Annotated in this window: 14 protein-coding genes; 11 read left to right on the plus strand and 3 right to left on the minus strand. The window is 70.8% G+C overall.

Going from position 1 to position 14130, the window contains the following annotated elements; genetic code table 11:
• The first annotated feature begins 6 nt into the window (after nucleotides 1–6).
• Genes LZ017_RS04810 through LZ017_RS04850 form a run of 9 tightly spaced genes read left to right on the plus strand, consistent with a single transcriptional unit; the run spans nucleotide 7 to nucleotide 11368 of the window.
• Nucleotides 7–333, plus strand: a complete 327-nt coding sequence (locus tag LZ017_RS04810; protein ID WP_241298934.1) for a hypothetical protein — start codon at nucleotides 7–9, stop codon at nucleotides 331–333.
• An 8-nt stretch (nucleotides 334–341) separates the two neighbouring features.
• Nucleotides 342–782 (plus strand): GPW/gp25 family protein, encoded by a 441-nt coding sequence (locus LZ017_RS04815; RefSeq protein WP_241298935.1) that lies wholly within the window; start codon nucleotides 342–344, stop codon nucleotides 780–782.
• Nucleotides 779–2923: a baseplate J/gp47 family protein gene (locus LZ017_RS04820; RefSeq protein WP_241298936.1), complete on the plus strand. Its 2145-nt coding sequence runs from the start codon at nucleotides 779–781 to the stop codon at nucleotides 2921–2923. The genes LZ017_RS04815 and LZ017_RS04820 overlap by 4 nt, the downstream gene beginning before the upstream one ends.
• A 9-nt stretch (nucleotides 2924–2932) precedes the next feature.
• Nucleotides 2933–4588 carry a phage tail protein gene (locus LZ017_RS04825; protein ID WP_241298937.1) on the plus strand — a complete coding sequence of 552 codons (1656 nt, stop codon included), beginning with the start codon at nucleotides 2933–2935 and terminating at the stop codon, nucleotides 4586–4588.
• A 17-nt stretch (nucleotides 4589–4605) separates the two neighbouring features.
• Nucleotides 4606–6162, plus strand: a complete 1557-nt coding sequence (locus LZ017_RS04830; RefSeq protein ID WP_241298938.1) for a hypothetical protein — start codon at nucleotides 4606–4608, stop codon at nucleotides 6160–6162.
• Between the two features lie 14 nt (nucleotides 6163–6176).
• Nucleotides 6177–6764 carry an Ig-like domain-containing protein gene (locus LZ017_RS04835; RefSeq protein WP_241298939.1) on the plus strand — a complete coding sequence of 196 codons (588 nt, stop codon included), beginning with the start codon at nucleotides 6177–6179 and terminating at the stop codon, nucleotides 6762–6764.
• A gap of 19 nt (nucleotides 6765–6783) precedes the next feature.
• The gene (locus LZ017_RS04840) at nucleotides 6784–7215 is read left to right on the plus strand and encodes a hypothetical protein (RefSeq protein ID WP_241298940.1); all 432 of its coding nucleotides are present in this window, start codon (nucleotides 6784–6786) and stop codon (nucleotides 7213–7215) included.
• Nucleotides 7212–10754: a DUF4157 domain-containing protein gene (locus LZ017_RS04845; protein ID WP_241298941.1), complete on the plus strand. Its 3543-nt coding sequence runs from the start codon at nucleotides 7212–7214 to the stop codon at nucleotides 10752–10754. Before LZ017_RS04840 ends, LZ017_RS04845 begins: the two co-directional genes overlap by 4 nt.
• On the plus strand, nucleotides 10751–11368 hold the full coding sequence (locus LZ017_RS04850; RefSeq protein ID WP_241298942.1) for a hypothetical protein: 618 nt from the start codon (nucleotides 10751–10753) through the stop codon (nucleotides 11366–11368). Before LZ017_RS04845 ends, LZ017_RS04850 begins: the two co-directional genes overlap by 4 nt.
• A gap of 141 nt (nucleotides 11369–11509) precedes the next feature.
• Here the strand turns inward: LZ017_RS04850 and LZ017_RS04855 are convergent, their stop codons facing one another.
• Together LZ017_RS04855 and LZ017_RS04860 are read right to left on the minus strand one after the other, a co-directional pair.
• Nucleotides 11510–11944: a response regulator gene (locus LZ017_RS04855; protein ID WP_241298943.1), complete on the minus strand. Its 435-nt coding sequence runs from the start codon at nucleotides 11942–11944 to the stop codon at nucleotides 11510–11512.
• A 164-nt stretch (nucleotides 11945–12108) separates the two neighbouring features.
• Nucleotides 12109–12450 carry a DnaJ family domain-containing protein gene (locus tag LZ017_RS04860; protein ID WP_241298944.1) on the minus strand — a complete coding sequence of 114 codons (342 nt, stop codon included), beginning with the start codon at nucleotides 12448–12450 and terminating at the stop codon, nucleotides 12109–12111.
• A 187-nt stretch (nucleotides 12451–12637) separates the two neighbouring features.
• On the opposite strand from LZ017_RS04860, the gene LZ017_RS22235 reads away from it, so the two are divergent.
• Nucleotides 12638–12802, plus strand: a complete 165-nt coding sequence (locus LZ017_RS22235; RefSeq protein WP_241298945.1) for a metal-sensing transcriptional repressor — start codon at nucleotides 12638–12640, stop codon at nucleotides 12800–12802.
• A gap of 329 nt (nucleotides 12803–13131) precedes the next feature.
• A complete protein-coding gene (locus tag LZ017_RS04870; RefSeq protein WP_241298946.1) occupies nucleotides 13132–13551 on the plus strand; it encodes a glutaredoxin family protein in 420 nt (139 codons plus the stop codon).
• 89 nt (nucleotides 13552–13640) lie between these two features.
• On the opposite strand, the gene LZ017_RS04875 is transcribed toward LZ017_RS04870, so the two are convergent.
• On the minus strand, nucleotides 13641–13916 hold the full coding sequence (locus LZ017_RS04875; RefSeq protein WP_241298947.1) for a hypothetical protein: 276 nt from the start codon (nucleotides 13914–13916) through the stop codon (nucleotides 13641–13643).
• Nucleotides 13917–14130 lie beyond the last annotated feature (214 nt).

Raw genomic sequence — 14130 nt, forward strand, 5'->3', positions numbered from 1 at the left:
TCGCCCATGCCCGCCGTGCTCGTCGCCACTGACATCGCCAAATGCCCGCACACGCCGGGCGCCGCCGCGCCGGTGACGGCGCCCAAGCTCACCGTGGGCGCGGCCGCCACGCCGGTGCTCACCGGCCTGAACGCGGTCGTCGGCTGCCCCATCGTGCCGCCGCCGGCCAGCAACGTGGCCTGCTCGACGGTCACCATCACCAGCGGCAAGGCGGGCAAGCTCAAGGTCGGCGGCACGCCGGTGCTGCTGTCCACGCTGGCGGCGACCGCCGCCGGCTCGCCGGGGGGCTCGCTGTCGGTCAGCGCGGGCCAAGCCAAGCTCATCGCCGTCTGAGCCGCGCCATGAACAACGAGTACCTCGGTCGCGGCATGGCCTTCCCCGCCTGGCAGGACACGAGCGGCCAGCCGCGGCAGTCGGCCCGCATCGGCATGACCGGCGGCTTCGAGGAGGCGGCGGGCGTGCGCAAGATCGAGGCGTCCATCCGCATCATCCTGGGCACGCAGCAGGGCGAGCGCGTCATGCGCCCCAGCTTCGGCTGCAACCTGAAGAGCCTGGTGTTCGCGCCCAACAACGAGGCCACCGCCAACCTCGCGCGCCACTACGTGGCCGAAGGCCTGGCGCGCTGGGAGCCGCGCATCGAGGTGCTGGAGGTGGTGGTCGGCCGCGAGCTCGGCGAACGCCAGCAGGGCCTGATGCGCATCAGCATCCTCTACCGCATCAAGGCCACGCAGCTGACGCAGAGCTTTGTCTATCCCTTCTACCTGGAGCCGAGGCCCGTATGAACGAATCCGAGCGCGGCCGCCTGCTGGCGCCCAACCTGGACGACCGGACCTGGCAGGACCTGGTCGCCGACGCGCGTGCGCTGATCCCCACCTATGCGCCGCAATGGACCGACCACAACCCCAGCGACATCGGCATGACGCTGATCGAGCTGTTCGCCTTTCTCGTCGAAGGGCTGACTTACCGGCTCAACCGCGTGCCGGAGAAGAACTACATCGCCTTCCTCAACCTGCTGGGCGTAACGCGCGACCCGCAGACGCCGGCGCGCGCCTTCCTCAGCTTCAGCGCCGCGCCCGGCGCGCCGGTGCTGGTGCCGCAGGGCAGCCAGGCGCAGACGCGCGCCAGCGAGGCCGACCCGCCCATCGTGTTCGAGACCGACGAGGCGATCACCGTGCTGCCCACCCACCTGAAGGTGGCGCTGCAGCTGACCAAGCCGACCTACACCAACGTCTCCGCGCGCTTCACCACGCCGCCCGGCGGCGGCGGGCTGATCACGCTGCCGGCCGGACAGTCCCTGATGCTCGCGCTGGGCTTCGACAGCGCGGTGGCGCAGGAGATCCGCCTCGGCCTGCGGCTGTCGCGCCCGATCGAGCTCGACCCGGCGACCCTGCTGCCCAAGGCGACGCTGAGCTGGGTGTATTCGCAGGCCGCGCTGCTGCCCAGCGCCTGGCCCGCCATTCCCGGCGTCGCCGACGACACGGCGGGGCTCACGCGCGACGGCGTGGCCCGCTTCGCCGTGCCGCCCACCTGGACCGCGCAGATCCCGACCACCTGGGCCGGCGCCGTGCCGGCGACCCCGGCCGACGCGGTGGCCCAGCCGCTGTTCTGGGTCGGGCTGCGGCTGAGCAATCCCACCGCGGCGCCGGTCAACCTGGGCATAGACGCCGTGCTGTTCAATGCCGCGTCCGCCTTCAACGCCCTGACCATTCCCGCGCCCGAGGCGCTGGGCAACGGCAGCGGCAAACCCTTCCAGACCTTCGAGCTGCGCAACCGGCCGCTGTTCAAGCGCCCCGACACCGACACGCCCTACGACCACCTGGCCGTCACCGTGGGTGGCGTGCCCTGGACCCTGGTCGACGAGTTGCCGCACGGCCCCGGCCAGGTGTTCCGGCTGGACCCGGTGAGTGGCGACCTCAGCTTCGGCAACCATGACGCCACGCTGAACCCGGGCGGCCATGGCTCCATGCCGCCGCTGGGCGCGCCGGTGGTGGCCACCCGCTACCGCTACGTGGCCGGCGGCAGCAGCGGCAATGTCGGCGCCGGCGCCATCCACCAGATGCGCACGCCGGTGGCGGGCATCGTGGACGTGAACAATGTGTCCGCCTCCTTCGGCGGCTCCGACGAGGAGCCCATCGAGGAGACCAAGCGCCGCGCCCCCGAGCTGCTGCGCAACCGCAACCGCGCCGTCACCGCCGAGGACTACGAATACCTCGCCCGCGAGGCCACCACCGACGTCGCCATCGTGCGCTGCCTGGAGCCGCGCATGAACGCCAGCGCCGGCCCCGGCGCGCCGCCCGCCTGGCAGAAGAACGACCCCTGGACCTTCGGCGCGCTGGACCGCGCCTCGGGCAACGTCAACCTCATCGTCGTGCCGGACTACGGGCCGGCCGAGCCGCGGCCCCAGCCCAGCAACGATCTGATCAACGAGGTACGGCGCTACCTGGACCGGCGCCGCCCGCTGACCGCGCGCCTCATCGTCGGCGGCCCGCGCTACGTGCCCATCAAGGCCACCGTGGAGGTCACGGTGTTCCAGCGCGCCATCGACAACGGCGTGGTCGCCGGCGGCGCCGCCGTGGTGGCCGACACGCAGGCGCGCATCGCCGCCTTCCTGCACCCCACGCGCGGTGGCCGCGACGGCCAGGGCTGGCAGGTGGGGCAGGCGGTGTACATCGCCGATCTGTTCAAGGCCATCGCACCGGCCGACAACGTCGGCTTCATCTCCAAGGTGGCCCTGGAGGCCCAGGTGCCGCTGTACCACCAGCCGCCGCTGGGTCCGGGCGGCGCCTGGAACGACCTGCTGGAGCGCCCCTTCTCGCTGGCGCTGGGCGTGCCGGGCGCCGCGGTGCGCCTGGCCGACTACGAACTGGTGTGCTCGGCGCTGGCCCCGACGGGCCATGCGGTGAGCGCGCTGATCGTCAACTGAGCACCCGCCATGGCCGACAAAAGCAGCTACCTGCGCTTCCTGCCCCCGGTGCTGTGGCAGGCCGAGCCCGACGCGCCCGAGTTCTCGCTGGGCACGGCCCTGCGCATCTTCGAGAAGCTGCTCACCGGCATCGACGATGGCGTGCCCATCCGACACCTGGCGCCGGACGGCACGCCCATCGAGCACGAGGCGATCGGCGCGATCATCGGCCGGCTGCACCGCCTCTTCAACCCCTGGACCACGCCGCCCGAATTCCTGCCCTGGCTGGCGTCCTGGGTCTCGCTGGAATTCCCGGCCGTGTGGGACGAGTACCAGCGGCGCAAGATCAGCGCGGAGATCGTCGGCATCTACCGCCGGCGCGGCCTCAAGCGCGGCCTGGACGAGTACCTGGACCTGTACGCCGTCTCCGACAAGAGGCCGCGCGTGGCCATCGACGAGGGCGGGCGGGTGCTGATGTGCACGCCCATGCCGGGCCGCTTCGCCAGCATCGACACGCTGGTGGGCCATGGCCCGGTGGCGCGGGCCGACAACACCCTGGTGCACGGCGGCCTGATGCGCCCCTCGTCCATCGCCCTCGCGCCGGATGGTGCCCTGTACCTGGGCGATGCCGGCACGCCCACCTACTGGCGCACCGAGGTCGACGAAGCGGTCTGGGCCGTCATGCCGCCCGGGCGCTATGACTTCGGCGGCACGCCGCCGCTGCCCCGCTCTGTGGGCCCGACACCCTGGGTCGCCGCCAATCCCGGCGCGCCGGTCTTCCCCAAGGCGGTCGCCATCGACCGCCAGGCGCCGTGGAACCTCTATGTGCTGGACAACGTCGCGCTCGCCGCCCAGACCGCGCTGTACCGGCTGAGCTCGCCCGGCTTCGCGGCCGTGAGCCAGGTCGCCACCAAGGCGCAGCTGGGGCTGATCAACCCGGTGGCCATGGTGTTCGACGCCAACGGCCACCTGCTCATCCTGGACCGCGGCAACGCCGCCAACGCGCCGCGCGTGGTCGACGTGCAGATCGCCCCGCTGCTGGCCACCCCCCATGTGCTGACCCAGGTGGTCTCGCCCTTCTCCCTCACCGTGCTGGCCGGCGGCGCGGGCGGCGGCGACCTGGTGATCGGCGACGGCGGCAACCAGGCCGCGCCGACGCCGGCCAGCCTCGTGCACGTGAACCGGGCCGCGCCGCTGTGGGTGGAATCGCCGCTGCTGGGGGCCGTGCCGGCCGGGGCCAATCCGCTCGTCGCGCCCACCGGCGTGGTCGAGTTCCGCCCGGGTCTGCTGCTGGTGCTGGACGCGGGCCTGAAGCCGCTCGCGCCCGACCCGGCCGACCCCTACACGCGCGAGATCGCCGAGCCCGCCGCGCTGTACTGGGTGGACATCACCCAGGTGCCGCCGCGCATTACCCGCGCCAGCGAAGCGCAGGGCATGGTGCAGCCCTGCGGCATGGTCTTCGACGGCCGCAACGTCTTCATCTGCGACGCCGGCGAGCCCGAGGTGGCGCCGCTGGAACCGCGCGTCTGGCGCGCGCTGGACCACGAGTTCGCCGCCATCGTGCACTTCTCCAAGCAGCGTCCGGCCAGCGTGCTGGAGCGCCGAAGAATCGTCGGAAACATCCGCGACATCGTCGACCGGAACAAGCCGGCGCACACCCTCTGGACCGTCATCTCGTCGGTCTGACGCCCAAGGAGTCACACATGGCAAGCGAACCGATGGTGCGAACCATCTACACCGATCCCACCAGCAACGGCCTGATCCGGCAGGGCGCGACGGCGCATGCCGAGTCCATGGTCGACCAGGTGAAGTACGCCCAGCCGCTGGAGCGCGTGCACGGCTCGGGCCTGCACGACTGGGGCATCGGCGAGGGCCTGGCGATCGCGGCCACGCTCAACCAGCCCGGCGTGCGCGTGCTGCCCGGCATCGCGCTGGACACGGCGGGGCGGCAGGTCTCGCTCGCGCTGCAGGGCAAGGCCGAGGTCGGGCCCAATGCGGACGACCCGGCCGTCGCCCCGGTGCTCGTCGACGTGCAGGCCACCGGCGCCGTGCTGCCCACCGCGGGCATCACCGGGTCCTTCTTCGTCAGCGTGCGCTGGCGCGAGACCTTCGACACCGACCTGTGGAACTCGTCCAACCAGACCGTGTTCCAGATGCTCCACACCCCCTGGCTCAAGCTGGAGCCGGCCGCCGACATCACCGATGCCACCGACGACGGCAGCCGCATCCTGCTCGGCCGCGTGACCCTGGCCGCCGGCAACGTGACCGCGCTCACCCACGAGCGGCGCCGCGAGGCCGGCCTGCCGGCGGGCAGCCTGAAGTTCTGGCGCGGCGAAAGCACCGGCGCCGCGCCCAACCTGAAGGCCGACAACGTGCCCAGCGCCGAGCTGCGCGCGCGCGCGGCCGGCGGACTGGAGCTGAAGGTGCCGGGCGCGGCCGATCAGGTCGAGTTCAAGCGCGACGGCGGCAATATCGCCAAGGTGGCCTTCGGCGCCGACCTCGTGGTGGGGCGCACCGCCAACGGCACCGAGACCGTGGTGATCGACACCGCGCACGGCAACATCACGCTGGGCACCCAGGGCGTGGAAGGCGACGTGGTCGTCAAGGACCAGCACAACCGGCGCGTCTTCGTGGTGGACGGCTCCACCGCGTCGGCGACGCTGGGCGCGGCGGGGAACGAGGGCGACATCCGCGTGATGGATGCGACCGGGCAGCCATCGATGCGGGTGGATGGGGCGACCGGCACGACGCTGCTCAAGCGCCTGGCCCCGGTCAGCGGTGCCGTCATCGACGTCGACGCGTTCGCCTTCCGCATCCACGGCGGCGACCTGGTGCTGGACGGACGCTCGGGCAACAACAAGCGCGCGCTGGTGGACGCGGGCAACCAGCTGGTCGTCAACTTCGCCGGCGACTACGCCAATGGCGTCCAGGTCGACAAACTGCACCTGTCGCCCCACATACGCACCGGCTTCTGGGAGATCGACGAAGACGGCGGCTGGCGGCCGCAGAACAACGTCTGGACGGAGCTGTTCAGCGTGGACACGGGACTGCCCTGGAGCGAATGGGACTTCGTGACCTTCTGCGAGATCGGCATGCAGGACAAGGGCACGGTCCAGAACTTCTGGTGGGCGACGGTCAACCGAAGCTTCCGCAGCGGCGCCGGCACCATCGTCATCAAGTGGGACATCAACATCAACGACAACGGGACCGACTGGTTCCCCTCCAACCGCAAGGTGTTCTGGCTCGCGTTTCGGCGCTGAAAGGGGACTGCATCATGCTTCACGAGTTCGTGATCTACGAAAAACGCACCGGCAGGATCACCGGCCACTTTCGCACCAGCACGCCGGACCTGCTGCCCAACCCGAGCTCGCCCGAGCTCGCGTTCGCGCCCGTCACCGAGGAAAGCCAGGTGGAGCTCTTGCGCACCCTGGACCGCAGCCATCGGCTGGCGGGCTCGGTGCTCAGCGACAAGGTGAACGCGCTCAAGCTGGAGCCACGCCACCAGGGCAAGCTCGTGCTCAGCTGCGACGCGCGGGACCTGGATCAGGACGGCCGGGCAGAGCTCCCCGCCGACGGGGCCAGCCGCACCAGGCTCGAGGTGAGGCTGGTGACCGCGGACGGACGACCGATCCAGGAGGGTGCTCCCGTCGTGAGCTTCGCCGTGACGCGCGGAACGCTGTCGAGCCGCACGGCAAAGGCCCAGGACGGCATCGCCACGGTCGAGCTGACCTCGGCCGCAGAAACGGTCAGCACCCTGGTGAGCGCGCAAGCCGAAGGGTTCGAAGCCAGCTCGCTGAGCCTGGAGTTCCTGCCCGTCCAGGAGTTCAAGGTGCTGAGCCAGGCCGGCAGCGGCAAGGCCTGATGAACCGCGGAGGCGCACCATGCACCAACGAGAAGCCGCCCGCGCCGCCTGGGCCGAGGCGGGGCTGCTCAAGACGACCGACCTCAAGCTGCGCCGCTTCATGCGCGAGTTCGAAACGCAGACCGGCGACTGCTGGCCGCAGCTGGCCGCGCGGGTCCGCAGCGACTATCCGGAATACCTCGAACGACTCGCGGCACCGCTGTGGAAGAGCGGCGACACGCTGCTGCGCGTCAACCTGATCCGCCATGCCGACCTGGCGCGCAAGGACGAGTCCGAGCTGATCCAGCGCTGGGCCGCGACGCTGGACGCCGAGCGCAACCGCTATGAACTCGCCGCCGTGGTCGACCAGGGCGGCACCGAGCTGCTGGACAAGGTGCTCAAGCGCAAGAAGCTGCCCGACAGCCTGCGCCTGGCGGCCCAGCAGCGGCGCCTGCAGATCGAGCCGCCATGAGCCCACCCAAGCGCACGACGGGCACCACCCCGCAGGGCCACACCCGCGCGCCCCCGGCGCGCGATCCCCCAGAGGCCATGGCTCACGGACCGGCACCGGCCCACGCGCTGCAGCGCTTGCAGGTCCAGGTGGGCAACCGCGGCATGCGCCAGCTGCTGGGCGAGGGCCGGCCGCTACCCGCAGCGCTGCGCGCCGAGCATGAGCGCAGCTTCGGCGTCGACCTCGGCGCCGTGCGTCTGCACGACCACGCGGACGCGCACCGGCTCGCGCAGGCGCAGCAGGCGCAGGCCTTCACCCTGGGCCGCGACATCGTGTTCAACGACGGCTTCTATCGCCCCGGCACGCTGGCGGGCCGCCACCTGCTCGCCCATGAGCTGGCGCATGTTGTCCAGCAGACCGCCGGCAGCGACGCTGCCGGGCGCGGCGCCAGCGGCCCGCAGCACGAGGCCGCCGCCGAGGCCGCGGCGCGGGCGGTGACGGCCGGCGTCAGCGGCCCGCTGTCCGCCGGCCCGGCCGCGGCCCCCGGCATCCAGCGCCAGCCGCTGGCCACGAACGATTTGCTGCCCGGCACCTATGCGAGCAGCCAGTCCGGGACGACGACCTTTTATGTGCGCGGCGTTGCCATCCTGCGCTTCCCGACCGAGAACGCAGACAAGGTGAGGTTCGGCGCCTGGGCCGATTCGCGCCATCCGCAAGTGATCCATGTCGCCGTGCGCGCCACCGCCGACTCCGGCGCACGCGTCGACGAAGCGGCCCTGAGCCGCATCGGCGACTGCGAGGTCCTGCTGCAGACCGTGCCCGCGCCGCGCCGCGGTCGCGAGGACGGCGGCCTGGACCTGGGCGGGCTGGACCTCACGCCCACCCGGCCGCCCCCGCTGAGCGTGGCCAAACCCAAACCCACGCCCCAGCCGGCGCCCGCCAAACCCAAGCCGCCCGCCAAGCCCCCCGACAGCCCGCCTGCCGCCGCCACCGCGGAGCCGCTGCCGGCCCTGCCCACGCCCGCGCTGCCGACGGCTGCGCCCGTCACCGACGGCGCCGCCGTGGCACCGGCCAACCCGGCGCCCGGCACGGCCACTCCCGCCACCGCGCCCACCCCGCTGGACCTGTCCGCGCGGGTGGCGACGATACGCAGGAACCTGCAGAGCTGGACCTTCAACATCTCGTGGCGCCAGGACATCCTCAACGCCTTCAAGGACCTCGCGCCGGACGACTTCCGACGCCTGCAGACCGAGCTGGGTGAAGCGACGATGAACGAGGTCTTCGAGCAGCTGACCCCCTTCTATTCGACGCTGATCGGCACCTACGGCCCCGTCGAGAAGGGCCGCGACAAGCTCAACCAGCAACGCGTCGAGTTCATCGAGGCCATCCGCGACTGGGGCTCGGTCAAGGAGACCTACTACCACTGGATGTTCGAATCCATGAGCCTGGACGACCTGCGCGCGGTGCTGCGCAAGCTGGCGGACGACCAGCGGCTGCGCGACACCGTGCTCGCGGTGCCAGGTCTTGCCGCCGAGCTGATGGCGCGCGGCGTGACGGCCGCGGAGCTGAGCGAGGAAGACATCGGCGTGTTCCAGGGCATAGGCCGCGGGCTGGGCCGCTTCTGGGACTCGGCATGGTCGGGCACCATCTTCGCGACCGGCCCCGGTTTCGAATCCAGCTACCTGCCCGAGAAATACCAGCAAGGCTACGTCCGCAACCTGACCCAGGACTTCGAGAAGGCGCTGACGCCCGGCAACGTGGCGCGTGGCGCCGCCTCGCAGGTGACCCTGGGGCTCAGCGACATCCCGGTCGGCCTCTACGAGGCCTCGGTGCTGACGGTGGACGCGGCGCAGGACATCTGGAACGGCAAGAGCGGCAGCGCCGCCGAGAAGCTGACGCCGCTGGTGCTCACCATCCTGACCGTGCTGATCGTGCACAAGGCCGGCAAGCCCGCCGCCCCGGCCGCCGCGCTGCAAGAGTCCAAGGGACTGGCCCCGCTCGAAGGCGCGGCGCTGGGCGAAACCCGGCCGCCCCAGGTGAGCGGCGGCGCGCCCCAATGGGATCTGCGCAAGATCGGCCAGACCGCCGAGGGCGCCGACCGCTACCTCGCCCGCCACGCCAATGGCGAGTTCGTCGAGCTCATCGTCGACCCGAAGAAGCAGACCCTGCGCGCCACCCGGCTGGCCACCGGCGAGGTCGCCGTCGTCGAGAACGGCCAGATCTCCCGCGGCGGACGGCCGCAGCTGCCGCCCGGCGAAGGCTCCGTGGTGGCGCCCTCCACGCCCGCCACACCGGCCTCGCCGGCCGCTGGCGACGCCGCGCTGGCCCGGCCCGGCCCCCAGGTACTGCAGCAACCGCCCCCAGCGCGCCCGATCGCGCCGGCGCAGCGTCCGGCGCAAGGACCCGCGCAGTTACCCGCCCAGTTGCCAGCCCAGTTGCCAGCCCAGTTGCCGGCGCGGCTTCCCGCCCCTGCCCTCGAACCCAAGCCGCCCGCGCGGCCGGCCCCACCGCTGCTGCCCCCCGCGGCCCTGCGTCCGCCCGACACGCCCGTGGCCAAGCCGGCGACCACGGCCACGCCTTCGGCGGAGAAGACCCCGCCCGCCGTGACGCCCCCCGCGGCGGCGACGCCCACCCCCAAGCCACCGGTCACGGCCAACACCCGGCGCGCCGCGCAGCGCCTGGTCCAGGCCGAGGACGCGCTCGGCAGCGCCCGCAAGGCGGCCCAGGACGCCCGCGACAAGGTCGCGAAGGCCCAGGCCGACCTGCAGGCGGCGCGCGATCTGGCCAGCGAGGCCGGCGGCGGCAAGGACGCGAAAGCCCTGGTCAAGGGCGCCGAGGCCGACCTGCGCCGCGCGCAATCCGCGCTGAAGCCGCTGGAGCGCAGCGAAGCGTCCGCGCTGCGCGAGCGCGATGCCGTGGTGCGCGGCGGTGCCGAGGTGGCCAGGCTGGAACAGGAGATCGCCGCGCTGGACCAGAAGATCCAGGACGAACTGCGCCGCCACCGCTACACGGTGCCACCCACCGGCACGCCCGAAGGCCAGCCCTATCACCGGCTGGTGGCCCAGCGCGACAAGGCGCTGCAGCGCCTGCAGAGCGAGACCGAGGGGCTGACGCGCAGCCTCGGCGAGCAGGTCGCCGCGGCCACGCCCGGCGCCGCCGCGCGACCCACGGCGCTGGCCAATGCCGCGCAGCTCGACCCGGTGCTGCAGCCGGTCCACGGCACGCCCATCGACGTGACCACCGGCAAGCCCATGACCACCGCCGACTGGGCCACCGACCACCTCATGTCGCGTTCCGAGATCGCGCGCGACCCGCGCTTCGCGCGCCTCACCCCGCTGCAGCGCGATGCCATGCTGCTGGAGGTGCCCGAGAACTACCTGCCCTTGACCCCCGAGGCCAACAGCTCCAAGCTCAACCTGTCCGTGGACGACTGGATCAACGCGCGCGCCGCCAACGGCAAGCCGCTGCCCAGCGCCATGGCGACCGCCTTGCGCGCCGCCGACCGGCGCGCGCGGGCCGCGATCGAAGCGATGTTCAACCGTTTCCTGCCGCCGCCATGAAGCTTCACCTGCGCCTGCCCTCCGGCAAGACCCTGAGCGCCGAGGTCGCCGACCGCGATGCGCCCGACGACCACGCCTGGTTCGAGCGCCTGCGCGAACCCGCCGCGGCGCTGGGTCCGGGGCAGTCCATCGAACTGGCGCTGGACTGGGCCGTGCTGCGGCTGGAGGACCACGCGGACGGGCCGCGGCTGCTGGAGCCCGATTACGCCGGGACCGAGCTCGACCGCTTCGTGCCCGGCGTCGCCGCCACCGACCGGGTGTTTGGCGCCCAGCAAGCGCTGATGCGCACGCTGCGGCTGACACCTCAGCCGGTGGGCGCCGAGCAGTACCTGCGCGTGTCGGCCGCGGCGCTGCGGCAGGTGTCGGTCGTCGGGCACCGCCATGCCGAGTCCGCGCCCGAGTTCTGCGGCTGGCAGATCGTCAGCGTGGACACGGACGACGACGAGCCCTTCGGCCAGTACCGCGTGCGCGAACTGGCCCATCTGCGGCTGGCCTGGATGGTCGCGCTGGGCCTGCCCGTCGGCTGGTCCTTCCGCTACGCCGGCCACACGCTGATCGACTGCGTCGCGCCGGACGGCCACACCCACGCGATGAGGCTCTCCTTCGACGCCTGAGCATCGGGCCTCACCCGGCCCCACGCCCGGCGGGAGCGGGCGGCAACGCACGACACCAGGCACGGACGATGCACGCGCCACGCCGTCGCCGCGGACCGCCTCGACAGGGCGGCGGGGCATCCCGTTGCCGACCGCGGCGCGTCAGTCCACCAGGATGTTGCGATGGCGCAGCGCCAGGTGAATCTTGTCGCCGATGGTGTCCTTGTTGAAAGGCTTGACCACATAGCCCGTGGCGCCCAGCTGGGCGGCGCGGATGATGTCTTCCTTGCGGCCCTCGGCGGTGACCAGCAGCACCGGGATCTTGTGCAGCGGATCGGTCTCTGGCTTGGCGCGCAGCGCCTCCAGCAGCTGGAAGCCGTTCATCACCGGCATGTTGATGTCGCTGAGCACGAAATGCACCGGCTCGCCCGACTCCGACGCGATCTCCAGCGCGCGCAGCGCCGCCTTGCCGTCCTCGGCCTCGGCGATCTTGCGAAAACCCAGCTCCCTCAGCAGGCCCGAGATGATGCGCCGCATGGTGGAGAAATCGTCCACCACCAGGAAACTGAACTCTTCGCGCTTGATCGTCGTGACCATCTTGGGCTCCGTGAGGACGGCATCCTAGCCTGAGCAGGCGCCCGCGCCGCCATGGGCGCGCCAGAGGGTCGGCTTATCTCAAACTATCACCGCTTTGTCGCGCCGCGCGGGGCGGGCATCGCCCGCGGGCCGGGGTGGCCGGCGCACTCCGCGCGCCCCCGCGCTCACAACCGGCCGTTGACGCGCAGCGCCTCCAGGCGCAGCGCGATCTGGCGTTCCAGCTCGCCCAGAGCGGCCTGCAGCGCGCTGCGCTCCTCTTCGCGGCCGGCCTCCGCCAGCGCCTGGCGCAGACGGCCGCGCTGCTGGAACAGTTCGACCTCCGGGGGCGCCGCACCGGCGTCCTTCAGGATCTTGAAGCACATGCGGAACTCTTCCGGCGTCTGTGCCCAGCCGGCGTCCTCGGCCAGCGGCTTGCCAAAGCTCTGCGCCGTCTGCAATTCGCCGTTGCGACGCGCCTCTTCGAGCTTCTGGCCGATCTCGTCTTCCGTCAGTTGCAGCTTCAGCATGAAGGTCTCTCCCGCAGTCGGACCCAGTATCGCCGTGGCACGGCCGGTGCGCGTCGCTTCAACGGAGGACTGGCCTCCCCCCTCTAGGCCCAGGTCGAGGCCCACGGGCAGGGTCTGCAGGCCCGACAGATACGGCGCCCTGCGCGCGAAGGCGTCGGAACAAGCAGGACATGGACGGTGCGGCCGCGTGCTGCGGCAGATCGCCGCGATACGCGGCGCGGTGGCCGGCCCAATGGCCGAGGTACTGGAAGACCATCTGCGCGAGCCTGTGGCCGCCGAGCACATCACGCCCGAGCAGCGCCAGGACGAGGTCGAGACAGTCGTGAGCATTTTGCGCACCTACCTGAAGTGAACCGAACCGACTGACTCCGGGGCGACGGTGAGCGCCCAAGCGTGTCGGTCGGTCATTAATCCCGCTACTCCGCCCGGAGACCCCGGAATCGCCGCAAGCTATTAACGTGGGTAGTTGAGCGCCCCAGTAAATTAAGACATTCAAATTTCAAATTCTGTCTGGGGGCGAATTTCATATCAAACAATGACACAAACAAGGGTTAACCCTTTGTTTTAAGAATCAATCCTTCCCTACACTGGTTTTCATTCGCCCGAAGCGGTGGAAACGAGGCCACCGGGCCATGACCCGGTCCCACACGGGGTGTGCAGCACCTCAGGGAGAGGATATTCATGCGATTTCCCATTCAGGGCCGCCCTCGCTGGGCGCGCCTGCTGGCAGAGCTATTGCTCATCGCCGCCGTTTTGGCCATGGCCATACCGGCCAGGAAACTGGCCGCATGGGCCTACCGCGAATATCAAAGCCGACCGGTTCGGGGAGATTTTGGGGAATTTCTGAAAGACAAAACCCATCCGCTGTCCTTGTACGGATCGGCCACCTGTGCGGCCTGCAGGTCCACGCGCGAATATCTGCGCGAACAAGGCATTCCTTTCAACGACCTGCGGATCGACGCGCAGCCCAGGGCCCGGGAAGAATGGGCGCGGCTTGGGCAAAGCAGCGTCCCCGTCCTCGTCACTCACGACTTGATGTGGGTCGGCGACCAGCGCAGACGGCTGGACGCATGGGTGGCCTCACGGTCCGGCGCGCGCTGAACGTCCTCTCTGCCACCGACGCTCTGGAGGGCCGCCCTCGAAAACCGCTGGGAATATTTTCCCCACCAAGGAAAGGAAGTCGAATGGATTCAAGAATCAGGAAAAAAACTGCTGCATTGCTGTTCCTCTGGCTGGCCACCGCCTTCGGGCTGGCCTACGCGGAATTCGATCCCAAAGAGTGTTACCGGAAATGCATGGAGCACGTCAAGGATCGCGAAAAGTGCGAGTACATCTGCTACGGCAAGAAATAACACCCGTACGTCACCCTTCAACGCCCGCTCTGAAATCATGACCAAAAAACTGACTCTTGCCTTCTTGTTTTCGGCGATCGCCTCTGCCTCTTTTGCCGATGCCATCACTTGCATGGTGCGCTGCTCCGAAGCGGGCCTCAAAACCCGGATTTGCGAACAAATCTGCAGCGATTGACGGCCCTGCCTGACGCCGGACGAGGCACGGGAACTCCCCGTGCCTTTATTCATGGCCCGCCCGACACCCCCTCATGCGTCCCAAGCCCCGCCCCGCCCCGCTGTCCCCATTGACTCCACTGTGCCTGGCACTGGGGCTGACGCTCCCGACGCC

Origin of the sequence: Pelomonas sp. CA6, from assembly GCF_022549225.1 — a bacterium.
Taxonomy (GTDB): Bacteria; Pseudomonadota; Gammaproteobacteria; order Burkholderiales; family Burkholderiaceae_C; genus Roseateles.